Here is a 22,483-nt window from a genome sequence, read left to right on the forward strand (position 1 = left end):
TCAAGCGCAGCGCGCCTTATGCATCCGCGAAGGGCGAAACCCCCACGGCGTTGCCGGCAGCATCAAAACCTTCAGCCAGACCAACCCCCTTCACGCCTAGTGTCAGCACGGCGTCACAGGTATCGGCGAGTTCCTCTTCCAGCGCGCGCGCGGCATCAATCGCCTTATCCACCGTCGCCACGATTTGCCCGGCATCACTGTACAGATTGACCCGCAATAACAAATCGCCATCATTGTCGACCGGCCCCATCACTGCGTGAGTATCCGTACCTGCGATACCGCTTTGCTGCAGGCCATGATCCAGCTCCGACATCATCTGCAACATGAAGTATTCCGACACACCGCGCTGCTTGCCGCCATGGAACAGATCCTGATACAGGAAGTGCACCTCGAACCCACGCGCATCGGCCACCAGACAACGCTGCACCACCGGCACGACCGTCTCGCTCCAGGCCTGAAAGCGTTCAGCCCGCTGCGCAAAGTAGGCATCCATGGCAACCTCGTCAGTTGGCACCTGATAGAACGGATCGTTCACATTTTTGAGTGCAAACCCGAGCAAGAAGCGCAACTCCACGGCCGTATCATCAGCACCAAAACGATTCGGCGGCCAGCTACCGAAGCTGCGCTCAATGGCCGGTGTTGCCTTGATCTTCTTGTCGGTCATTGCACTGTAGGCATCACGCACCATGGCTTCCAGATGGCTGTAGGTGATCGCATCGATTTCATCCAGATGGTAGGCATAGCTGACCAGCACAACCTTGGCATCCGCACTCTCGAGCTGGGCTTGCTGGATGCTTGCAGTCAATGCCTCAAACGCCTCAGCATCACGGAAATTGTGATCCGGATGCAAACCACCGGCGGTCCGCACAAACATCGGAATCACGAATGCATTGACCTCGATACGTTGCTCATTGCGCACGAAGATCACGGTCTCCGCCGCTTCTTCGATGGCTTCGCGCAGATAGGGGAAGGCCTCCGCCTCCAGATCACGGGCACGTTCCAGCGCCTCGTACAGGACATCATCCTGCTGATCACGCAGATTCTTTGTAATCAGACGCCGCAAGTCGCGTTGCTTGACAGGCAACTCCGGCGAATGTTCATCCTCGGTTGCCAGTTCCACTGCCAGATCGGCAAGCTGCTGAATCAATGCTTCTTCGACTTCATCATCATTGAGCGCTGCTTGATGGACTTTGGCTGCCTTGGAAGGTGCCGGACGCTTGCTTTTAGACATGGGAGAGAAACCGGTAAGAAAATCAGGCCGCCATTGTATCAAGTCGCCAACAGAACTAAACCTCACAGGGATCGACTTAACCGCCGATATCACTGGGTTACCGACAGATCTGCAACAAATCGTCACGGGTAACGGCGGCGACATGGCAGAAAAAAGCGGCCCGCAGGCCGCTATTGTGTTGAGTCAGATTGGTATTCAGACAATGTCGAGCATCGAATAGCCCTCAGCACCCAGGACGTCGTAGCAGCGCGTGCAATGCGGGCAGAACAGATGGGCGCGCTTCACATGGTGACGCCGCAGTACCAGTTGCAGCGGCTCGCCGCTGCAATGCGGGCAAGATTCACGCATGTTACCCACAGAAATCGGATCCGGCGCCAGAAACGCCCCATTGTCCAACACCACGCCATCAATCACTTCGCGCGGATCCATCTCGAACAGGCTCATATTAACCATGTCGCGTGGATGCGGGTATTGCCCCAGCGGAGGCAGATCCAATGGCAGCGCACCCGCAAAAATGCCGGCTGCCTGGGGCGTGATGGAGGTCATGGCAAGACGTTCAACCAAAGGATGAGTCACAAGCATGGAAAGGTGTTCTTCCATAACAGACGATGTCGCAGGACGCATTCGGTACTCCTCATTGACGAGCATTGATGAACTGGCCACAGTCGGGCCATCCGCAACCGCAAAACGCATACAAACCGCAAGTCAGACAAGCTGCACGTATGCAACTAGTGATTGCGGTTTTTCAGTCAAATCGATCAAGCCGAGCTCTCAATCTAGGCAAGTTACGGACGACTTTCAAGGCAGAGCAGAGAAGAGTTTTGTAACATCCAAAGCAGTCATACAACCTGCCATGAAGTATCGATGGCAGCCTGCCAATATTTGTCGATTGCCGAGTTGAGGGGCGATCTTGCGTACAGCACCAAGGCCTCGCAACAACACCAACGCCAACCACAATCATTTCGTAAAAGAGATGCCCTAAGGCATCACCGTAGCGCCAGGTGTACGGTGACGGATAGGTTAAAAGACTTTGCCACCTCCAATAGGTCTGGTTTCGTTCTCTCGTGTAATGAACTTCTCTGCTGCCGATAGATTGACATCACTTCGGACGTTATCCGAGACCCTTCCCCACTCACATTGGAGAGAAAACATGGCCGATACCCCTATGGACCGCCGCGACTTCATTAAACTTTCTGGGACTGCCGTATTGGGTGTTGCCATGGCAGGCACATTTTCCAACGCTGCTGCAGTAACGCCGTCCTCTGTGAATTTTGACATCAACACCGCCTTCACCGATTTTATGAAGGGCATCGGCGGCAGTGCCAGCGATGGCGGCGGCACCATCGAGTTTTCCGGACAAGATCCTATCGTGCGCAGTCATTTTCGTATCGCCTCCTGCATGGCGATTCCAGCCATGGGCGCAGCAGTCGGTGCGGCTGCCATCTGGAAGGAACGGACCGGCCAGGGACAAGATATCAAGGTTGATTTGCGCGAGGCAATGTACAACGTCAACCCATTGATGACCATCATCATGAGAAAGCGCATGGCCTTGGGTGTCGTGCCAGCAGATGATCCCATCGCCAGTCGGTTCTCATTTATACCGACGGTCAATGGACACTGGTATCAGGCACCATTGGCGCTGGGAAATCCGGTGTCATTTGGTATATTTCCAACCAAGGATGATCGCCAGGTCACCATCACTGGCGTGTATCCGCACCTGTTGGAGCGGGCCCTGAATCTACTCAATGCAGCGCCCAACCGTAAGGCGGTCGCCAGTGCTATCCGCCAATGGAAGGCGGATGATCTGGATGCGGCCATGGAGCAACATCGGGTCATCGGTGCCATTCACCGTACCTCGGACGAATGGCTACGCCATCCACAAGGACAATATCTGTCGACAGTCCCGCTGATCGAAATCGTGAAAGTTGGCGAATCCGATCCGGTCCCTTACACCCAAAATCCGACCCAGCCGCTCTCTGGAGTTCGCACACTGGCTCTCACCCATGTGATTGCCGGCTCATGCGCTGCACGCACCTTAGCCGAATATGGCTCTGAAGTCCTCCATGTGGCCCGCGATCAAGCCTTCGAGCACGAGGGCCTGGTGACCGATGTCAACGTCGGCATGCGTTCGACCTACATGGATCTGCGGCGGGCAGCCGATAGTCAGGCACTGGTTGCACTCCTGCCAAAAGCAGATGTCTTCATTGAAAGCTTCAGCGGTCGCAGTATTGAACGACTTGGATTTGGGGTCGAAGAAGTCGCCAAGCAACGTCCCGGCATCATCTATCTGTCGTTGCGTTGCTATGGCTGGGACGGCCCTTGGCGCGAACGCGCCGGCTTTGATATGGAAGGCGTGACAGTGTCAGGCTATACGATGGCCGAAGGTGGTCATCGTGGCGCGCAGTTTTCCGCGAACTACGGCGATGCTCAGAGCGAAAGCACAGTCACGCCCGCATTTCCTCCGACGCTGGTCATCAACGATTACATCGCAGGTTATCTGGGCGCAGCTGGTGTGATCGCCGCCTTGCGACGCCGCGCAACCGAGGGGGGCAGCTATCATGTGCGCATCAGTTTGACGCGTGCGGCTATGTGGTACCAGAGTCTGGGGATTTTCGCCAATACTGATTTTGCACCCACACCAGCACAGATGATGGTGCCACCGGAGACCATCACACGCCACACCCCCTATGGTGAAATCCACCGTCTTGCGCCACTAGCGAAATTATCAGCCACCCCAGGGCGCTGGAGAGATCCTCTGGTGGCAGTACGCGGCGGCGACAAGCCAGAATGGGAGTCCTGAACCATGACCCGCACTCACCTGCCCCATCACCCGGTTCGTCTGCTTGCATTGACCACCATTATCGCGCCAGTTTGCTTCGGTGCTTTTGCCCAATCCACGACAGCGGTACCGAATGCAAACGATGCAGTCAATGTGGCCGCTACTACGGCACCATTGGCTGCCCCGACAAATGATGCAGAATCAGCCCATCCATCACTGCTAGATAACACGATGTCGGCCAATGGAGATTTACTAGAAGACGCTTTGCCACACTCCGGTCATTTACGGCTGCCCACAATGATGGATCCCTGGTTTGCCTGGAAACGTGCGTTTCAGCAGGATACCGGCTTGTCGATCGGTGGTTCCTATCAACTGCTGGGGCAAAGCTACTCCAGCAGCCTGATTAACCAGAACAAGGCAGTCGGGAGCAAGCTGACGATCAATTTTTCTTACGCGCTGCTTAATGCGGGCAGGCCCGATGCGCTGGCATTCGACATGGCGGTAGAAGATCGTCGTCCCTTCGGTAACGATCTGGCACCACTGCATGCCGGGCTATCAACGGGGTCGATGGTGCCAACCGCCGCCACCTATGGGCAATTCGATCTTGGTATCTCACAGGCCTATATCCGTCAAAACCTGTTCGATAACCAATTTCAATATACAGTCGGCAAAATCTTTGCGCCCAACTTCATCGATGCTTATCCGTTCTTTGACGATAACCGGCAATTCCTAAGTCAGGCATTTTCGACCAGCCCCACGATTGCCTCTCCGTTACGTGGCTTTGGTGCAGTCGCCGCCTGGTATCCAACCGAGCAGGGTGTGTATATCAAGCCCGGTATCTTCACCACGCACAGTGACGACACGGGTAGTACAGTTGGCGATTTCTTCAACAAGAACGAGCATTTCTACATGCTCGAAGCCGGCTGGAGCGGACAGGCCAAATCCGGAGTACCGATTCAGGCGCGTGGTCCCATGGATAGCGACAATATCCATCTGACCGGCTGGTATCGCGATCCACAGGAGGATGGAACAGCACGCTCCTACGGTGCGGCATTCAATGCCAACTTCATGGCAGGAGATAACCTGATGTGGTTTACCCGTGCCGGCTGGTCCACCGGATGGGCCATTGATCGTGCGGTATCGGTTGGCATCGGCTGGCGTCCAACCGAGCATTATTCGGATCTGTTTGGCCTCGCCACTGGCTGGATAAGGCCGACCAACGAGGCATTGCGTACGCAGACGGTGACAGAACTTTTCTATCGCTACATGGTCACGCCCAACCTCGCCATCACGCCCGACCTTCAATATATTCAACGACCACCACTGGCACCTGGCAGAAGTGAATTATGGGTGTTGAGCCTGAGAGCACGGATCACTTTCTGATTTTCTGAATCTGAGTGCGCGGTACTATCGACCAGACACAACATCAGTCTGGTCGGTAGCAGGATCAGATGTGCCTCACCATGCTGCCACACAGCCATCGGTACGTGGCTCGGTACCACCGCACAGCACGCCATGCTGATCTCGCCAGATAATCTGACCACGCCCGAAGCCAAGCTGGTTGCCTGACCAACTGAGCGCATGTCCCAGACCCGCCGGCCCCAATGCGCGAAACAGATGCTCAGCCGTCGCGTGTTCAATGCTGACCTTGTTGCCACTCTCCCATTCCCAACGCGGCGCATCCAGTGAGGCTTGCGGATTGAGGCCAAAATCGACCGTGTTCATCACCATCTGCACATGGCCTTGCGGCTGCATGAAGCCACCCATTACGCCGAAAGGTCCCACGGCCTGACCGTCCCTGGTCAGGAAGCCCGGAATGATGGTGTGATAAGGACGTTTACCCGGTGCCAGACAGTTCGGATGATCTGCATCGAGCGTGAAATTGTTACCCCGGTTATGCAAGGCGATACCGGTTCCCGGTACCACCAGACCCGAGCCAAAGCCCATGTAATTGCTCTGGATGAAGGACACCATATTGCCGTCTTCATCGGCGGTACACAGATAAACCGTACCACCACGCGACGGCTCACCGGCCGAAGGCAGTCTGGCGTGGCTGCCGATCAACTTGCGACGCTCATCGGCATACGCCTCTGACAACATATCCTCCACCGATACCCGCATGTGTCCTTGATCAGCAATATGCGCGAGACCATCGGCATAGGCCAGCTTGATGGCCTCGATCTGACGATGATAGGTCAGCACCGTATCGCGCTCACTGAAATCAAAGCCCTTCAACAGATTCAATGCCAGCAATGCCACCAGACCATGACCATTAGGCGGAATTTCCCAGACGTCATAGCCACGATAATTGGCACGGATCGGCTCCACCCATTGCGGGCGGAAATTGGCCAGATCGCTCTGCTCCATATAGCCCCCCGCCGCACGGATGAAGGCCGCAGTCTTCTCGGCCAGTGCTCCTCGGTAAAAACTGTGGGCATTGTCTGCAGCAATGCTGCTTAAGGTCGCAGCATGGCCCGGTGCCTTCCAGATTTCACCCGCCCGTGGTGCACGACCATCAATGCCAAAGGTATCGAACCAGGAGGCGAAGTAGCTTTCCTTGAACTCCCGCGTGAAATTTTTGTAGGCCTGCTCCCAGGCCACCGCGACCATCGGCGAGACCGGAAAGCCCTGCTCGGCCAATGCGATTGCGCCCGCCATCGAGCGCGGCAACGGCAAGCGCCCAAAACGCTCCGCCATCGCCGCCCAGGCCGATGGCGTACCCGGTACAGTCACCGGCAAAGCACCATATTTCGGCACGCTCTTGTGGCCGGCAGCGCTGAGCGCCTGTTGCGAGATCGACATCGGTGCAGGACCACTGGCATTGAGGCCGTGCAGTTTTCCTTGATGCCAGATCAGCGCAAAGGCATCGCCGCCAATGCCGTTAGCGGTCGGCTCCACGACCGTCAATGCGGCAGCTGCGGCAATGGCAGCATCAATGGCGTTACCACCGGCCTGCAATACCTGCAGCCCGGCCTGTGCAGCCAGCGGCTGGGAAGTTGCCACCATACCACGCCGGGCAAAGACCGCACTACGACGTGAGGCATAAGGATAGTGATTGGAATTGAAGTTGGGCATGAGCAGCTTTCTGTAAAGCGAACCTGAAAAAATAAGTAACGAGTGAAAGGGACAATCACCTCAGCGGTATAAATGGCAGGCCACGAACTCCCCTGGTGCCGTTTCGATCTGCGGTGGCGCCTCGGTCTCACAGATTTTCATGCAGGCCACGCAACGCGGATGAAAATGGCAACCAGCCGGCGGCGCCGCCGGATTGGGCGCAGCTCCACTGAGGATGATACGTTCCCGCACCTCATCGGGATGCTCACGCGGTATCGCCGACAATAATGCCCGCGCATACGGATGTTTGGGTGTGCGGTAAATATGTTCGCGACTGCCATACTCCACCATGCGCCCTAAATACATCACACCGATGCTGTCACTCATGTGGCGGATCACCGCCAGATCATGCGAGATAAACAGATAGGTCAGTGCAAATTCACGCTGCAAATCCTGCAACAGATTCAGAATCTGCGCCTGAATCGATATATCCAGCGCTGATACTGCTTCATCGGCCACCACCAGCTTAGGGCGCGTAATGACCGCACGGGCAATGCCGACACGCTGTCGCTGGCCTCCTGAGAACTCGTGCGGATGGCGGCTTGCATAGGTCTGGCTCAAGCCAACCACATCCAGCATCTCGGCTACCTTGCGCCGGCGCGCGGCGCGATCAAACAGGTCATGCACGATCAACGGCTCTTCCAGTAGCTCGCCTATCGTCATACGCGGGTTAAGCGAGGCGAATGGGTCCTGAAAAATCATCTGCATATGCCGTCGTGTACGGCGTAAAGCACCAGCCGACAAGCCGCACAATTCTTCACCCATGAAGCGCACGCTTCCAGCGGTTGGCTCTATCAGTCGCAACACACTGCGTCCGGTCGTCGACTTGCCGCACCCGGATTCGCCGACCAGACCGAGTGTCTTGCCCTCGTCGAGCGTAAAGGACACATCATCAACCGCCTTGACCGGTGCCGCACCGCGCTTGCCGGTGAAATATTTCCGCAGTCCGCTCACCTGCAATAAGTTTGAATTCGCCATGCTTGTCTCGATCCTTAACAGGGGTACCAGCAACGTACAAGATGTTCCGACACGGGAAGATCAACCGGTTTCAGTTCTGGGGCATCAGTCCGGCAACGCTCCTGCACCTGCGCACAGCGCGCCGCGAAGCGACAACCTGAAGTCACCGATCCTGGCAGAGGGACAGCACCTGGAATCGCCGTCAGTGGCATCCCCGGCTCAGCATCCAGTGCCGGCCGCGCCAGCATCAATGCGCGCGTGTAGGGATGCGCAGGCGCATCAAACAGTGCACGTACGGTACTTTGCTCGACGACCTGCCCGGCATACATCACCACCACGCGTTCGCACATTTCCGCGACCACGCCGAGGTCATGGGTAATGAGCAGGATGGCCGTGCCACGTTCTTCTCCGAGCTTGCGCATCAACGCCAGAATCTGCGCCTGAATCGTCACATCCAGCGCCGTCGTCGGCTCATCACAGATCAATAGCGCCGGACGACAGAGCAAGGCCATGGCAATCATCACGCGTTGTCGCATGCCGCCCGATAATTGGTGCGGATACGCCTCCAGCAATTGTTCTGGCCGGGACAACCCGACCTGCTGCAGCATGACAAGGACTTGCTCATTGATCTCCTGAGGTGTCAGATCGGTGTGAATTTCCAGCATCTCCCGGCACTGCTTGCCAATCCGGTGCAAAGGATTGAGCGAGGTCATCGGTTCCTGAAAGATCATCGCGATATCGTTACCACGCATGCCGCGCAAGCTGGCCTCATCCACCTGCAGCAAGTCGCACGCCGAGCCATTGCCGTTCCAGCGAATCCTGCCACCGAGGCGCACCTGGCTGGTCTTGGGGAACAAACGCAAGATCGATAAGGCAGTCACGCTTTTGCCGCAGCCGGACTCTCCCAGCAGGCCAACAATTTCATTCGCCCCCACACGCAAGGACACATCATCGACGGGTACCACTGACTTGCCATTGCTGACAAACTCGACACGCAGATTGCTGACTTCCAACATGGCTATTTCATCCTCAACGCAACATTGACTCAACGATGTAACTTCGGATCGAACACTTCCCGTACCCCATCACCGAGCAGGTTGAAGCCCAGCACCACCAGAAAGATCGCCACGCCGGGCCACAATGCCAGCGTCGGATTGGTATTGAGATAGGCTTGCGCAATATGCAGCATGGAACCCCAACTCGGATCCTCGGCCCGCGCTCCCAGCCCGAGATAAGACAAACCAGCCTCTGCAATGATGGCCGAACCCATGGCAAAGGTCGCCTGAATCACGAGTGGTGCCATCGCGTTGGGCAGGATATAGCGCCACATGATGCGGATCGGTCCAGCCCCTACTGCCCGCGCCGCCATCACGTATTCCAGATTGCGAATGCTCATTGCCTGACCACGCGCCAGACGGATAAAGGCAGGTGTAAAGCCAATCCCGACCGCCACCATCGCATTGATGAACCCGCCTCCCAGCGCTGCCGCCAGCGCCAGGGCCAGAATCAGCGATGGAAACGCCTGCAACGCATCGACCACGCGCATGACCACCCATTCATCCCAAAGGCCACCGAAGTAACCACTGGCAATACCAATTGGCACACCCAGACAGAAGGCCAGACCAACCGCAATCAATGCCGCCTCCAGTGAAATGCGCGCACCGAACAGCATGCGCGAATAAATATCTCGCCCCAGATCATCGGTACCCAGCCAGTGCTGTGCTGAAGGGGTCGCCAGCAGATTGCTGTAATCCTGATCGAAGATGGGATCGTGGGTCGCCAGCCACGGTGCAAGTAACGCCAGCAATATCAGCAACACGATGATGGCTGCCCCCAGCAAGGCCAGATGATTGCCTGCGAAACGCCGCAAGCCAGTAAATCGCGCGCGTTGAGGCAGGGTCGGAGTGGCAACAGCCGGTGTAGTGTGATCCATCGCCACGCCCTATTCCGAAACAGTCTGGCTGATACGTGGGTCGACCAGCGCATACAGGACATCGACCAGCAAATTGACCAGCACCACCATCAACGCAGCAGCCAGCACGCCACCTTGCACCATGATGTAGTCACGCTGAAAGATGGCATCGACGATCATCTTGCCCATCCCCGGCAAGCCAAAAATGCTCTCTGTAATCACCAGCCCACCCAGCAGGCCGGACACCATCAGACCACTGGCAGTCAGCACCGGGATCAAGGCATTGCGCAAGGCGTGTCCCAACACCACTTGCCAGTCCGTCAGCCCTTTAGAGAAGGCGGTACGGATAAAGTCTTCATTGAGTACCTCCAGCAGACTGCTGCGCACCATGCGCATCAGAATCGCCGATTCGCGCAGACCAGTCGCCAGTATCGGCATGCACATCGCAGCCAGATTACCGCGCCAGTCCTGCCACAACGGTACGTAGCCGGAGGCAGGCAGCCAGCCGAGCTTGACCGCAAACAGCACGATAAACATCATGCCCAGCCAGAAGTGCGGTACCGACATCCCAAACAAGGCCACGACGGTACTGAAGAAATTAGCAACACTGCGTGGCCGGGCTGCGGCCACAATCCCGGCCGGCACCGCAATCAGGATAGCCACCACAAAACTGCCCAACGCCAGTTCCAGCGTGACTGGCAAACGCTGCAGCAACACCTCCATCACCGGTGTGTGGTCAATGAAGGAGCGCCCCAGATCACCATGCAGTACGCCGCCCAGCCAATGCGCGTATTGCAGATACAAAGGATCATCCAGACCGAGTTGGGCACGCAGCGCTTGGGCTGCCTCCGGCGTTGCTTCCTGGCCCAGAATGGCAGTCACCGGGTCACCCGGCAACATCGCCAGTAGCGAAAAGATCATCACGCTCACCAGCAACAGCGTCGGAATGACCAGCAGCACACGTTTGAATAGCGGGGAAAGAATTGCCATGGCCAGCTTCATTCAGGATCCTACTTGCTCAGCGTGGCAGTACGGATCACACCATCAGGGACGTAATGAAAGCCCTTGACGGACCTCGCTATGCCGAACAGCACGTTGTCATGGTTCAGATAAATGTAGGGTATCTGTTTGTCCAGGATCTGCATGGCCTGATCATACAAAGCCTTGCGTTTGCTCTCATCGCCACTGAGGCGCGCCTGCTGCAGCACATCGTCCAGTTCCTTGTTACCGAACTTGGAATAGTTGAGCGAACCATTGGTCACCGCAAAGTCATAGATATTCTGATCCGGGTCCGGACGACCGCTCCAGCCGACGAACAAGGCTTCGTAGGTGCCGGCTTTGCCTGACTCGATCTGCGTCGCCAGTTCGGCTTTTTCCAGCGTGACGCTGATCCCGGCTGGACGCAGCATGCCCTGAATCATCTGCCCCACCTGTGTCTCGTAAGGCGTGGTTGGCAAGGTCAGACGGAAACTGAAGCCATCCTGCTTGCCCGCCGCCTGTAACAATGCCTTGGCACGCGCCAGATCAACCTTGGGCGGCGCATCCGTATCGCCATGGGCAAACTGCGCCTTGCTGAACGGTGAATGGCTGGCGGCCACTGCGCCGTTGTAGACCACCTTGGCAATGGCATTGCGATCAATCAGCAAGTCAATTGCCTGTCGTACTTCTGGCTTGTCGAAAGGCGGCTTGCCGGTGTTCAGATAGAAGCCCCGAAAGCCCAGCGACGGCTGATTGATGACCGTGTAATTGGCACCGGAGCTGATGTTGCTGATTTCCTTGTAGGGGAAACGGTTGGTGATATCGACCTGACCACTGCGCAGATTATTGAAGGCGACATTAACGTCACTCATGATCTTATAAGTGACGCCATCAACCTTGGGCAAACCGGCCTGCCAGTAATGCGGGTTCTTTTCCAGCGTGATGGTGGCCCCCTTGAGACGGCCCTTGTAGACAAAAGGCCCTGTTCCGACCGGATGATTGACGTAATCGTCGCCATATTTTTGTACCGCCGCCGGCGACGACATCATGCCAGCCCGGTCGGTCAGCACCGACATGAACGGTGCAAACGGTTCGCTGAGCTCGATCTTGAGCGTAGTGTCATCGATCACCGTGATCTGTTTGATGTATTTGAGCTCGTTACGGCGCAACGAGGTTTTACCCTGCCCCCGCAAGAGATTGAATTCAACCGCCTTGGCATTGAAGGGCGTGCCATCCTGAAACTGCACACCTTTCTGCAGTGTCAGCGTATAGGTTTTCTGGTCGGGAGATACGCTCCAGCGCTGGACCAGCATGGGAACGATTTTGCCGTTCTCGTCCAGATCCACCAGCTTGTCGAAAATGCTCTGGTACACGATGCGTTCAACAATCATGGATGACTGGGTCGGATCAAGCTTGCCCGGATCATCATCAAGCGAAATGTTAATGGTGGTCGCAGCGGCATGCTGACTGGCAAAGCCAAGCGCAACGAGAGAGAGCGCGAACGCGCAGTTAAACGGGCGGAAGTGGCGCTGTGAGAAGGGCAAGTGCTTGTTCATCAGGATCCATTTCGAAAACAAATCAATGTATACATAAACAGCTGCTGCAACAATTGTGCCACATTCAATCGCCCACATCCGAAACGATTTTGCCAATACTGCACCGGAATTCCCATTCCTCCTGCGCCGAAATGGTCGGCTTTGGGTGCCATCGTGGTGCACCGCTGACAAGCGTCAAAGAAAATCAATCCGGACAGACCAGATGGTGAAATTACCAGCAAAAACTGCCAAAAATCTTGTTCCATAGCGTTATAGTTGGACATAAACGACATACTCCGTGCCCTTGAGAACGCCGGAGATTGGTTGCCGAATACATAGAGACAAATAGGACACTGCATGAAAAACTTGCATATTGGGACACGGCTTGGCATCGCTTTCGCAGCATTGCTGGTCATCGTGGGGATCATCACCAGCATCGGTGTCTGGCGCTTGCAATCCGTGGGGCAACTGACCGATGTCATGGTCAACGATGCACTGGCCAAGGAAAGACTGGTCAATTCTTTTTATAAATCGATTGAGCTTAACGTCGGGCGCATCATCGCTGCCGCCAAGAATCCAGACCCGGTCGAGCAGAAGTTTTACAAGGATCAGATCGTCGCCACCATTGCCAGCAACAACGGCCTGGTCAAGCAGATGGAAGAAAAGATCACCGACGATGAAGGCAAGGCGCTGCTCAACGAGATCAATGAACTGCGCAAAGTGGTGATCGCCGACAATGGCGCCGTCTTCAAGGAAAAAGACGCCGGTAATGCCGATGCCGCCAAAAAAGTCGTGGATGAACGGCTGATCCCCGATAGCAAGGTCTATCTGGCCGCGATCGAAAAGCTGTCGACCCGCCAAAGCGACAGCATCAACCAGCTTGCGCAACAGGTGGATCAGCAATTCCGCAGCGCGCGCTTGCTGATGATCGCGTTTGGCGTGATTGCCGTCATTGGCGGCGTCGTGCTTGCCTACATCATCACCCGTTCCATCACGCAACCCCTGTCACGGGCAGTCGAAGTCGCCAGCCGGGTAGCACAAGGCGATCTGCGTGCTGATATCAAAGTCAACTCAGGTGACGAAACCGGCCAGTTGATGGCCGCGCTCAAGGACATGAACGACCATTTGATCGACATCGTCAGTCAGGTCCGCTCCGGAACCGAGACCATCGCCACGGCCAGTGCCGAAATCGCCACCGGCAATCTGGATCTCTCCAGCCGCACCGAACAACAGGCCGGGACGCTGGAAGAAACAGCGGCCGCCGTGGAAGAGCTGACTTCCACCGTCAAACGCAATGCCGAGAGTGCGCGTGAGGCCAACCAGCTGGCGCAGTCGGCTTCGGAAGTCGCAATTCAAGGTGGAACAGTGGTCAATCAGGTGATCGACACCATGGGCCACATCAACGAATCCTCCAGAAAGATTGTCGACATCATCAGCGTGATTGATGGCATTGCCTTTCAGACCAACATCCTTGCACTCAACGCCGCCGTCGAAGCGGCGCGTGCTGGCGAACAGGGCCGCGGCTTTGCAGTCGTGGCCTCGGAGGTGCGCGGACTGGCACAGCGCTCTGCCGCTGCCGCCAAGGAAATCAAGGAACTGATCACCGACTCGGTCGATAAAGTCGACAGTGGCAGCAAGCTGGTACAGGATGCCGGTACCACCATGTCTGAAGTGGTTGCCAGCGTCAAACGGGTCACCCACATCGTGGGTGAAATCAGCGCCGCCAGCCATGAGCAAAGCTCTGGCATTGAGGAGGTCAATCGTTCGATTGCACTGATCGACGAAAATACCCAGCAAAACGCCGCACTGGTCGAAGAAGCAGCGGCAGCGGCGCGCTCGCTTCAGGATCAGTCAGAGGGGCTGGCCAGAATCGTAGGAATTTTCAAACTCAATAGCTAAGCTAAAAGTCAGGCTGAACTTAACTCATCTTTCCGGGGCGGCAATCTTTGCAAAGATTGCCGCAGCCACGATGACTGTGGATACAATGGCTGATCGTTGTTTACCTCAGCTATCAGCCCACCGTATGCCTACCACCATCGCCGATATCGAACTGGCCGCACAACGGCTGCAAGGCCATATCCTCAATACCCCCTTTGTCGAGTCGCGCACGCTCTCTGACATCGTTGGCGCACAGGTCTTTCTCAAATTCGAGAATCTGCAATTCACCTCCTCCTTTAAGGAGCGCGGCGCCTGTAACAAGCTTACTGAGCTCAATGCCAACGGCGTCAAGGGCGTGATCGCCATGTCCGCCGGCAACCACGCTCAGGGTGTGGCCTACCATGCCCAACGCTTGGGCATGCATGCGCTCATCGTGATGCCGCGCTATACCCCCGGGGTGAAGATCGAACGTACCCGCGGTTTCGGTGCCGAGGTCGTACTGCACGGCGATTCATTGGAAGAAGCCCGTGCCCATGCCTATGCGCTGGCCGACGAACGCGGGTTGACCTTCGTCCATCCCTTCGACGACGACGCCATCATCGCCGGACAGGGTACCGTTGCCCTGGAAATGCTCGACACCGTGCCCGATCTGGACACAATAGTGGTCTCTATCGGCGGTGGCGGCTTGCTGGCAGGCATGGCAGTTGCCGCCCGCGCACGCAAACCCACTATCGATATCGTTGGTGTCCAGGCACAGCGCTTCCCCTCAATGATCAATGCGGTACAGGGTAAAGATATGCCGATGGGCAGCAGCACCATTGCCGAAGGCATTGCCGTTGGCACGGCCGGCAAACTGACGCAGGCCATCATCGGCACCCATGTCGATGACCTGCTGCTGGTCGATGAAGGCGATATCGAACATGCCGTGCTGATGCTGCTGGAAATTGAAAAAACCTTGGTTGAAGGTGCCGGTGCCGCCGGACTGGCAGCGATGGTGCGCCATCCTGAAAGATTCCGTGGCAAGCGCGTCGGCATGGTCTTGTCGGGCGGCAACATCGATCCGCTGCTGCTGGCCGCCATCATCCAGCGCGGCATGGTACGTGCCGGCCGACTGGCACGGGTGCGCGTCTCGGCCCGTGATGTTCCCGGTATTCTGGCAAAAATCACCACCACCGTGGCCGCCGCCGGTGCCAATGTTGACGAAGTGCATCATCAACGCGCCTTCACCATGCTGGCCGCCCAGAATGTGGATATCGAGCTGGTCCTGCAAACCCGTGGCAGACCGCATCTGGCACAAGTACTCGATGCCCTGCACGAAGCTGGATTTGTCGCCGAAGAGCAGCATTGATTTTCTGGCAAGTTTCTCTCCTGCCATCCTCCACCACCCTTCCCGCATGAACACCAACCGGCCTGCAGCACTTACCTGCAGCGCCGTTCATGCAATTTTTCATCCGTCACACAATATGGCAGGTTCTGGAGCGTCTACAGCGCATGGACCCAACGCTGCCACTGCCTTCAATGGCTGACTCTGATCAACACATCACCGACACCGTCGTCCGTGAGACGGCACGGCTGCGCAATTTCATCCGTAGCCGCGTCACCGATCAGGGTGAGGCCGAGGACATTCTGCAGGATGTGTTTTATGAGCTGGTCGAAGCCTGCCGCTTGCCGGAGCAGATCGAACAGGTCGGTGCCTGGCTGTTCCGGGTAGCGCGCAATCGCATCATCGACCGCTTCCGCAAGAAGAAGGAAGTGCCGCTGTTCGATCTCGCCGCTGACGACGAGGACGATAGCTGGCTGGAGCAGATGCTACCAGCGACAGAAGATGCCGGACCCGAGGCTGCCTATGCACGCTCCCTGCTGATTGCCGAACTGCAGGATGCGCTGGAAGAGCTGCCCGCTGCGCAGCGTGAGGTGTTCATTGCGCATGAGCTGGAACGGCGCAGCTTCAAGGAGCTGGCGCAGGAAGCCGGTCTCAGCGTGAATACGCTGCTGGCACGCAAACGCTATGCCGTACTGGCACTGCGCGAGCGCCTGCAAGACCTGTATGACGAATTCAATCTTTGACTTTACGTAGGAGAAACAACATGAACCGTAGCGCCCGTATTCTTAAAATCCTGATCATCGTGATCGTCGGCGGCATCGCCCTGAGTGCCATTGTGATGTCCCTCTGGAACTGGTTATTGCCGCAATTAATTCCTGGGATTCATCAAATCAACTATTTGCAGGCACTGGGCCTGTTCGTACTGTGCCGCATTCTGTTTGGTGGATTGCGAGGCGGTGGCCGTGGATGGCGCATGCGCGGTCGCTGGGAGCAAATGAGTGATGAAGAGCGCCGCAAATTCAAGGATGGTATGCGGGCGTTTCATGGTGGTGGACGTCGTGGCCGAGGCTGCGGCAATACCAACCAGCCTGGCACCGAAAGTGGAGTCTGACATGCCCGTGACAACAGCGAGCCACTGCAAGCAGCCAGCAGGAAAATTTACGCCCGTCATCAGCCTGAAACGCTGCGAAGGACGCGGAGATTGCCTGGCGGTCTGTCCCGAAAACGTGTTTGAAGTACGTCGCATTGACGACCAGGACTATGCCGCACTCGGCTTGCTCAACAAGCTCAAACTACGAGTACACGGCATGCAAGTGGCCTACAGTGTCAATGCCGATGCCTGCCGGGCCTGCGGTCTGTGTGTTACAGCCTGCCCGGAAGACGCAATCAAGCTGGCCCGCCGCAGCGCTGACGCGCCATAGTCAGCACCTGCACTGCGCCAGACTTTCACCGGGGCGTTGCGCCCCGGTCGCATTTCTGTCACCAGCCATGCCATTGCGCCGCTTTACGATAAGCCAGTCCGGCCAGCGCGATATCTTCGAGGCCGATCCCGATGGCCTTATAGATCACGATGTCCTCGGGCTGACGTTGATACGACATGCTGCCATCGAAAGCCTGACTCAATTCCCACACATCGTCCCAGTCGAAGGTACCAGGTGCACATTGCACCAGATCCCCAGCCTCAATCTGCGCCTGTGGCTTCCACTCCACTACCAGCGCCGCGGCCCGACTGATGGCGGTATCGTCCAGCTCACGTACCGTTGCCTTGCTGGCGCCGACGGCGGCCACAAACGTCCCGGGTTTGAGCAACGCTCCATCAAACAACGGTGTCGCCGCACGCGTCACCGTCACCAACACATCGGCCTGACGGGCGGCATCATCAATACTGACCACGCGGGCCGGTATGCCATACGCTGCCGTCACTTCATCGGCCAACTCCTGTTGACCGGACAAACCCGCGATCAGAATTTCCTTGAAACTGCGCACCTGCAACAGTGCCGGAATATGGGAGCGTGCCTGCACGCCGGTGCCAATCACGGCAAGCACACCAACTTCCTTGCGCGCCAGTGCATCACAGGCCACTGCGGTCGCCGCTGCGGTGCGCAGACCGGTCATGGTGTCACCTTCAATGGTCGCCAGTGGCGCGCCGGTTTCGCTCGAAAACAGGGTAATCACAAACTTGAAGGCACCTTTGATCGTGGTGTAGACCTTGGCGCCAGCGATACCGGCGTCAGGCAAAACTGCCCCCATCATCGACAGCATCACGCCATTGGCAGCGCTCGTACGCACCCTTGCCTGCTGCGCGCCGCTGCCAGCACCTGCAAAAGCGGCACGCATGGCCTGGACCGCTTCGGCAGTGGTCACAAGTTCGTTGACCTGTTCATTGGTGATGAGCTTCATGATGATTTCCTTTTGAATGAATTTCTGAGTGAACGCCTGGTTGAGCGCTTAAATGAACGCTAAAACAAGCGGTGAAAATTGCAGCACAAGAAGCCATCAACGTGCACTACGGCTCTTGGCAAGGCTGGCCCAGATCCGGTCCAGATCAGGCCGGTTATCATCCTTACGCCGGTAGACACGAATATCCATTTCATCGCACCACCAACCCTGGCGCAACGCCTCCTGGTCGTTGGGAGCAACTGCCAGTGCCAGTTTGCCCTCGGCCAGCTCACGCGTAATCGCGCTGGCAGGCAACCACGCTACGCCGTGCCCCTCAAGCGCCATACTTTTCAAACCCTCGGCCAGATCGGATTCAAACCGACGTAACAAATGTACCGGTCGTACACTATCGCTGAGCTGTTTTTCCACAATCCGACTCAGTGACGAATACGAGGCATAACTCAGGAACGGTACCGGATCGGCCGACGTACCCGGCAACGCATATTTGGGCACCCCACGCTGCAGCGCCTGCGAATACGGACGCAAAGGTTCCTTGCCTAATGACAACATGGCATAACGTTCGACGTCCAGATCAATGCCCTGCTGCGGATGGTGATAGCAGATCAGCAAATCACAATGACGCTCTACCAGCGCCATCACGGCATCATGCACATTGGTAGCCTGCACACTGGAACACAACAGACCGGTACTTTGCTCGATCTGCAGCAACAGGCGCGGATACAGGGTCAGCAACAAGGTATGTGGCATGGCCAGCTTGATCAGGCTTTGCTTGCCTGCGAGCTGCCCGCGCAAAATCAGCCGCGCCTGGGTCGACTGACTCAACATCTCACGCGCAATCGGCACAAACGACTCACCCGCCGGCGTCAGGCTGCAGGGATAGCTGGAGCGATCGAACAGATCGGCCCCAAGCCAGGTTTCAAGCGCGCGGATGCGGCGGCCAAAGGCCGGTTGCGTGACGTGGCGCAACTTGGCAGAACGGCTGAAGTTGAGTGTTTCAACTACCGACAGAAAGTCTTCGACCCACTTGATTTCCATATGATTGGTTTGACGCTGAAGGTAGCTGAGAGACAGAACGGAAATAGGGAACAGCAAGACGTCACTATACAAATTCAGCAAAGCGCTGTCCCATGCCGATTCAGCATGGACGAGTAGCAACCTATATTGTCGGCAGAGCAATTTTTTGCGTCACCTGCAGGCAGATTGCTATCATCGTGGATGCAGTCCATGTCATCGCTTTGACGGCAGCAACCTTCCCCCACCAGACCAAAGGCCTTCATGCCCGACCTGAGCCAGCTCATCATCGCCACTGACCATCTTGATCCACTGACCATGGCCTTGCGCGCATTGATTGTGTTTTTCTGCACGCTGATTTTCCTGCGCATTGCAGGACGCCGCTCCTTCGGTCAGCGCAGCGCCTTTGATCTGTGCATCACGGTGTTGCTGGGCGCGATTCTGAGTCGTGCCATCGTCGGCGCCTCGCCCTTGCTGCCGACGCTGGCAGCCGGCGCCACACTGGTCTTGCTACATCGCTTGATTGGGATACTGGTATCACGCTGGGTCTGGTTCGACGATCTCATCAGCGGCCCGCAAAGACTGCTGGTCAAGGATGGCATCAAAGACCTGCGCCAGATGCAGGCAGGTCTGATTACCGACCGCGACATCGACGTTGCCTTGCGCAAGAGGGATGACGACGCAACACTGGCCGATGTCTCGCGTGCGGTGCTGGAAAAAAATGGTGAAATCACCATCAATCTGCGCAGCACGCGGAACAAGCAACAGTAAGGGGAGCGATCAGAGGTCTATAGCGGAGGGGATGATACGAGTTGAGCGGCAAGTACCCCTTACAAACTTAATTTTTAGTCTTTCTGCTCAGTATCTCGGTGGATACTCTCGATAGGCAAGACTGGGTAAAGCCTCGTTATTTTCCGGCGACTTAATGTCGGTAGCCGAATTGATAAGTGCCTTTTGATAAGGATTACTACGATTTTTATAATAAAGAGAAAGCGCAAAGAATGCGATCGAGTCCGCATTCAAAGGAAAGTCATGGTTATAATTCGGCGCACTGAGATGAGCGTATATTTGCCTACTCAAATGCATCAAAAAGATACGAGTCGCTTTAGTTGCCGACATATCAATGAGCTCGATTACACGGCTACCATTTTTATCGTAAGCGTCTATATTATAGTATAGATAATCTTTGGCTCCTACACCATGCGTACCCTCATGCTCCATGATAAACAACTGTATTATCGAAGGCTTTAAAAAAACAGTATCACTTAGATATATTTTTTTATCCCTATACATGCCAAGAATGCCAGGATTATCGTGAGCCGAAAAAAACATGAAACATTCACGATTTTGTAAAAAATAATTTATTTCAACGGACAATTCTTTGATACTCGAACGAATTTTCTTTGCCTCATTGATTGTGATGTGTCCTCCGGTCTGCTGAAATAAAAATTCGACAATTGCGTCGTCCGACATCTTTTTGATTTCGTTCATTGCACTAGTATCGACCAATTCAAGATTAAGTAGATCGTCATTGAATAATGACATTTTGATTGGACTAATTGTCGACAGTTCTTTATAGGTGGTGATTTTGACTTCTTTCCCGTCGATATAAGTAGTTGACGGTGCCAGTTCATTACGACATCCCCTTGATACAAGCATCGGTCTCGACTGAGGCTCGCCAGGATACGAAACAGAATTTCCCGCTCGACTATTTTTGTTAGATTCATTCGCCTGCGGCACAGGTTGTGACGGCAATTTCGGCGGCATCTTTTTTTTCTGGCCTCTTTGGTACTTCACCTTTTTCTGGCCTCTTTGGTACTTCACCTCTTTCCGACTCTTTTGGTGCCTAACGTGAGGGAGGGAATCACGATTATCAGCCGAGGAAAGCGCGGTGGATTCCTTTCCCTGTCTGTTATCGAGAATCTCATTGCCTGGCAACCTGGACGGTGATTGAGCGATTCTTTTGAAATCGGAATCTCTATATGCAAATGTGTCATTGACCGGAAGCGTTGCGCGTTGCGCTGATCGTCTTTGGTAAGTAAGCACAGCATTTACTTGATCCTTCATGCCCGCAGTGCTGTTTCCAATCGCTCGGTCTAACTCGCTACCTACCGGCCTGCTCCCGATTACGCCGGGGCGGGCTGCAACGGACGATGATGTAACCAAAGAAAGCGCTGCCGAAATACAAAGAAGTTTCAGGGGGGTAATTCCCCTTCCAATGCATCTTCCTGTTTGGGGGTTGACCTTGCAGGATGACCTGCTAAGTTGTGAATTTTGTGATTTTGAATATTTGGTTTGATTTCCAACGGCCCGTCGATATTGCAATGTCTGTAAATTAAAAGTCGGTAAAAGGTTCGAATGCATGTTCCATAATGAAAAAAGGCGCGACGACACAGGAAGCCAAGGTAAGCAACCCCCATTCAAGCTCTTGCAGCAAATCGCGTCGCATGGAGATACACCAGTGAACTACCGTTGACATCACAGAAGTAAGAGACCGTAAGCTAGTACGGAAGGGGATATGCACTGAGGTGCACGGCAAGAAATTTTTTCTTATCAACATCATACGTAAAAGAATATTTATCAATTGCAAAAAGCGCATACACCTACGTAGCGTCGCTGATGCTATTTCCCGATCCACTCGCATGTGGAGCATGTGGATGCGGGAGGATAAAATAAGCGCTTTGCGGGTACACCCGCTGACATGATCCATCACTACCGTATCGGCATCCCATGAGCGCACCCAGCATTGTGCAAGCCAGCCAGCTGCACTTTCAGTACCCCGACCATCCCTTGTTCGACGACCTGAACCTGTCCATCCCGGCAGGCGTTACCTTCGTTCGCGGTGGCGACGGGCGTGGCAAGACCAGCTTGCTGAAATTGTTGGCAGGGGAACTGCAGGCCCGGAGCGGGCAACTGGCGATCAACGGGATTCGGCTCGACCAGCAGCCGACCTTATACCGGCAGCAGGTGTATTACGTCGATCCGCGTACTGAAGAGTTTGATCAATTGAGCGTGCCGGAATATCTGGCAACGGTACAGGCGAAGTTTGCCGGGTTTGATGCAGCACGTGTACCAGCCTTGCTGGAAGGCCTGTCGCTATTGCCGCATGTCGAAAAGAAATTGTTCATGCTCTCCACCGGTAGCAAACGCAAGGTCTATCTGGCCGGTGCCTTTGCCGCAGGTGCCGCGGTGAATCTGCTCGATGATCCGTTTGCCGGTCTCGACCGCAGCGCCATCCATTTTGTCTGCGACACCCTCAATGCCTTCGCAGGACAAAGTACACAAGCCTGGATTGCCAGTTTCTACGAAGTGCCAGAGCAGATCACTGCCCTGGCGACGATCGATCTGGGTGACTAGGCATGTA

21 protein-coding genes are annotated in these 22,483 nt (G+C 55.7%); 9 read left to right on the forward strand and 12 right to left on the reverse strand.

All coding sequences use genetic code 11. The features are described from left to right. Positions 1–16: 16 nt before the first annotated feature. Entirely contained in the window at positions 17–1,231 is a 1,215-nt protein-coding gene (locus FHW66_RS17200; RefSeq protein WP_183381057.1) for a DUF2863 family protein, read from the reverse strand. Positions 1,232–1,426: 195 nt separating this feature from the next. Further along, positions 1,427–1,813 (reverse strand): hypothetical protein, encoded by a 387-nt coding sequence (locus tag FHW66_RS17205; RefSeq protein WP_255459040.1) that lies wholly within the window; start codon positions 1,811–1,813, stop codon positions 1,427–1,429. Positions 1,814–2,381: 568 nt separating this feature from the next. Between FHW66_RS17205 and FHW66_RS17210 the strand changes: the two genes are divergently transcribed. Together FHW66_RS17210 and FHW66_RS17215 are read left to right on the forward strand one after the other, a co-directional pair. After that, on the forward strand, positions 2,382–4,031 hold the full coding sequence (locus FHW66_RS17210; protein WP_183381059.1) for a CoA transferase: 1,650 nt from the start codon (positions 2,382–2,384) through the stop codon (positions 4,029–4,031). A gap of 3 nt (positions 4,032–4,034) precedes the next feature. Further along, positions 4,035–5,393, forward strand: coding sequence for a carbohydrate porin (locus FHW66_RS17215; protein WP_183381060.1), 1,359 nt, complete (start codon positions 4,035–4,037; stop codon positions 5,391–5,393). A 75-nt stretch (positions 5,394–5,468) separates the two neighbouring features. On the opposite strand, the gene FHW66_RS17220 is transcribed toward FHW66_RS17215, so the two are convergent. The 7 genes from FHW66_RS17220 to FHW66_RS17250 are packed head-to-tail and all read right to left on the reverse strand — an operon-like array spanning position 5,469 to position 12,790. Beyond that, entirely contained in the window at positions 5,469–7,085 is a 1,617-nt protein-coding gene (locus FHW66_RS17220; protein ID WP_183381061.1) for a gamma-glutamyltransferase family protein, read from the reverse strand. A 60-nt stretch (positions 7,086–7,145) separates the two neighbouring features. Further along, positions 7,146–8,102, reverse strand: a complete 957-nt coding sequence (locus FHW66_RS17225) for an ABC transporter ATP-binding protein (protein WP_183381062.1) — start codon at positions 8,100–8,102, stop codon at positions 7,146–7,148. Between the two features lie 14 nt (positions 8,103–8,116). After that, a complete protein-coding gene (locus FHW66_RS17230; protein ID WP_183381063.1) occupies positions 8,117–9,097 on the reverse strand; it encodes an ABC transporter ATP-binding protein in 981 nt (326 codons plus the stop codon). Between the two features lie 29 nt (positions 9,098–9,126). Then, positions 9,127–10,014, reverse strand: coding sequence for an ABC transporter permease (locus tag FHW66_RS17235; RefSeq protein ID WP_183381064.1), 888 nt, complete (start codon positions 10,012–10,014; stop codon positions 9,127–9,129). Positions 10,015–10,023: 9 nt separating this feature from the next. Beyond that, on the reverse strand, positions 10,024–10,983 hold the full coding sequence (locus FHW66_RS17240) for an ABC transporter permease (protein WP_183381065.1): 960 nt from the start codon (positions 10,981–10,983) through the stop codon (positions 10,024–10,026). A gap of 20 nt (positions 10,984–11,003) precedes the next feature. Further along, on the reverse strand, positions 11,004–12,527 hold the full coding sequence (locus tag FHW66_RS17245; protein WP_183381066.1) for an ABC transporter substrate-binding protein: 1,524 nt from the start codon (positions 12,525–12,527) through the stop codon (positions 11,004–11,006). After that, entirely contained in the window at positions 12,527–12,790 is a 264-nt protein-coding gene (locus FHW66_RS17250; RefSeq protein ID WP_183381067.1) for a hypothetical protein, read from the reverse strand. The genes FHW66_RS17245 and FHW66_RS17250 overlap by 1 nt, the downstream gene beginning before the upstream one ends. Positions 12,791–12,863: 73 nt before the next feature. Here FHW66_RS17250 and FHW66_RS21145 point away from each other — a divergent pair, with 73 nt between their 5' ends. The 5 genes from FHW66_RS21145 to FHW66_RS17275 all read left to right on the forward strand — a co-directional run bounded on the left by FHW66_RS21145 (position 12,864) and on the right by FHW66_RS17275 (position 17,129). After that, entirely contained in the window at positions 12,864–14,405 is a 1,542-nt protein-coding gene (locus tag FHW66_RS21145; RefSeq protein WP_183381068.1) for a methyl-accepting chemotaxis protein, read from the forward strand. Positions 14,406–14,529: 124 nt separating this feature from the next. Beyond that, positions 14,530–15,732 (forward strand): threonine ammonia-lyase, encoded by a 1,203-nt coding sequence (locus FHW66_RS17260; protein WP_183381069.1) that lies wholly within the window; start codon positions 14,530–14,532, stop codon positions 15,730–15,732. A 143-nt stretch (positions 15,733–15,875) separates the two neighbouring features. Continuing rightward, positions 15,876–16,451: an RNA polymerase sigma factor gene (locus FHW66_RS17265; protein ID WP_183381125.1), complete on the forward strand. Its 576-nt coding sequence runs from the start codon at positions 15,876–15,878 to the stop codon at positions 16,449–16,451. 20 nt (positions 16,452–16,471) lie between these two features. Further along, positions 16,472–16,819: a hypothetical protein gene (locus tag FHW66_RS17270; RefSeq protein WP_183381070.1), complete on the forward strand. Its 348-nt coding sequence runs from the start codon at positions 16,472–16,474 to the stop codon at positions 16,817–16,819. Between the two features lies 1 nt (position 16,820). Continuing rightward, on the forward strand, positions 16,821–17,129 hold the full coding sequence (locus tag FHW66_RS17275) for an ATP-binding protein (protein ID WP_183381071.1): 309 nt from the start codon (positions 16,821–16,823) through the stop codon (positions 17,127–17,129). Positions 17,130–17,187: 58 nt separating this feature from the next. Here FHW66_RS17275 and FHW66_RS17280 read toward each other — a convergent pair whose 3' ends face one another. Together FHW66_RS17280 and FHW66_RS17285 are read right to left on the reverse strand one after the other, a co-directional pair. Then, positions 17,188–18,108, reverse strand: coding sequence for an ornithine cyclodeaminase family protein (locus tag FHW66_RS17280; RefSeq protein ID WP_183381072.1), 921 nt, complete (start codon positions 18,106–18,108; stop codon positions 17,188–17,190). 96 nt (positions 18,109–18,204) lie between these two features. Continuing rightward, positions 18,205–19,143, reverse strand: coding sequence for a LysR family transcriptional regulator (locus FHW66_RS17285; protein ID WP_183381073.1), 939 nt, complete (start codon positions 19,141–19,143; stop codon positions 18,205–18,207). A 240-nt stretch (positions 19,144–19,383) separates the two neighbouring features. On the opposite strand from FHW66_RS17285, the gene FHW66_RS17290 reads away from it, so the two are divergent. Next, on the forward strand, positions 19,384–19,890 hold the full coding sequence (locus FHW66_RS17290) for a DUF421 domain-containing protein (RefSeq protein ID WP_183381074.1): 507 nt from the start codon (positions 19,384–19,386) through the stop codon (positions 19,888–19,890). A gap of 87 nt (positions 19,891–19,977) precedes the next feature. Here the strand turns inward: FHW66_RS17290 and FHW66_RS17295 are convergent, their stop codons facing one another. Continuing rightward, a complete protein-coding gene (locus FHW66_RS17295; RefSeq protein WP_183381075.1) occupies positions 19,978–21,483 on the reverse strand; it encodes a hypothetical protein in 1,506 nt (501 codons plus the stop codon). A 366-nt stretch (positions 21,484–21,849) separates the two neighbouring features. Here FHW66_RS17295 and FHW66_RS17300 point away from each other — a divergent pair, with 366 nt between their 5' ends. Next, positions 21,850–22,476: an ATP-binding cassette domain-containing protein gene (locus FHW66_RS17300; RefSeq protein WP_183381076.1), complete on the forward strand. Its 627-nt coding sequence runs from the start codon at positions 21,850–21,852 to the stop codon at positions 22,474–22,476. Positions 22,477–22,483: the final 7 nt, after the last annotated feature.

Origin of the sequence: Herbaspirillum sp. Sphag64 (assembly GCF_014192645.1) — a bacterium.
Classification (GTDB): Bacteria; Pseudomonadota; Gammaproteobacteria; order Burkholderiales; family Burkholderiaceae_D; genus Herbaspirillum.

Coding starts and splice junctions, on each gene's coding strand:
- FHW66_RS17280 (WP_183381072.1), bottom strand. CDS start 18,108: ATGAAGCTCATCACCAATGAACAGGTCAACGAACTTGTGACCACTGCC.
- FHW66_RS17265 (WP_183381125.1), top strand. CDS start 15,876: ATGGACCCAACGCTGCCACTGCCTTCAATGGCTGACTCTGATCAACAC.
- FHW66_RS17235 (WP_183381064.1), bottom strand. CDS start 10,014: ATGGATCACACTACACCGGCTGTTGCCACTCCGACCCTGCCTCAACGC.
- FHW66_RS17270 (WP_183381070.1), top strand. CDS start 16,472: ATGAACCGTAGCGCCCGTATTCTTAAAATCCTGATCATCGTGATCGTC.
- FHW66_RS17205 (WP_255459040.1), bottom strand. CDS start 1,813: ATGCTTGTGACTCATCCTTTGGTTGAACGTCTTGCCATGACCTCCATC.
- FHW66_RS17260 (WP_183381069.1), top strand. CDS start 14,530: ATGCCTACCACCATCGCCGATATCGAACTGGCCGCACAACGGCTGCAA.
- FHW66_RS17275 (WP_183381071.1), top strand. CDS start 16,821: ATGCCCGTGACAACAGCGAGCCACTGCAAGCAGCCAGCAGGAAAATTT.
- FHW66_RS17220 (WP_183381061.1), bottom strand. CDS start 7,085: ATGCCCAACTTCAATTCCAATCACTATCCTTATGCCTCACGTCGTAGT.
- FHW66_RS21145 (WP_183381068.1), top strand. CDS start 12,864: ATGAAAAACTTGCATATTGGGACACGGCTTGGCATCGCTTTCGCAGCA.
- FHW66_RS17300 (WP_183381076.1), top strand. CDS start 21,850: ATGAGCGCACCCAGCATTGTGCAAGCCAGCCAGCTGCACTTTCAGTAC.
- FHW66_RS17285 (WP_183381073.1), bottom strand. CDS start 19,143: ATGGAAATCAAGTGGGTCGAAGACTTTCTGTCGGTAGTTGAAACACTC.
- FHW66_RS17290 (WP_183381074.1), top strand. CDS start 19,384: ATGCCCGACCTGAGCCAGCTCATCATCGCCACTGACCATCTTGATCCA.
- FHW66_RS17215 (WP_183381060.1), top strand. CDS start 4,035: ATGACCCGCACTCACCTGCCCCATCACCCGGTTCGTCTGCTTGCATTG.
- FHW66_RS17250 (WP_183381067.1), bottom strand. CDS start 12,790: ATGTCCAACTATAACGCTATGGAACAAGATTTTTGGCAGTTTTTGCTG.
- FHW66_RS17245 (WP_183381066.1), bottom strand. CDS start 12,527: ATGAACAAGCACTTGCCCTTCTCACAGCGCCACTTCCGCCCGTTTAAC.
- FHW66_RS17295 (WP_183381075.1), bottom strand. CDS start 21,483: ATGCATTCGAACCTTTTACCGACTTTTAATTTACAGACATTGCAATAT.
- FHW66_RS17225 (WP_183381062.1), bottom strand. CDS start 8,102: ATGGCGAATTCAAACTTATTGCAGGTGAGCGGACTGCGGAAATATTTC.
- FHW66_RS17230 (WP_183381063.1), bottom strand. CDS start 9,097: ATGTTGGAAGTCAGCAATCTGCGTGTCGAGTTTGTCAGCAATGGCAAG.
- FHW66_RS17200 (WP_183381057.1), bottom strand. CDS start 1,231: ATGTCTAAAAGCAAGCGTCCGGCACCTTCCAAGGCAGCCAAAGTCCAT.
- FHW66_RS17240 (WP_183381065.1), bottom strand. CDS start 10,983: ATGGCAATTCTTTCCCCGCTATTCAAACGTGTGCTGCTGGTCATTCCG.
- FHW66_RS17210 (WP_183381059.1), top strand. CDS start 2,382: ATGGCCGATACCCCTATGGACCGCCGCGACTTCATTAAACTTTCTGGG.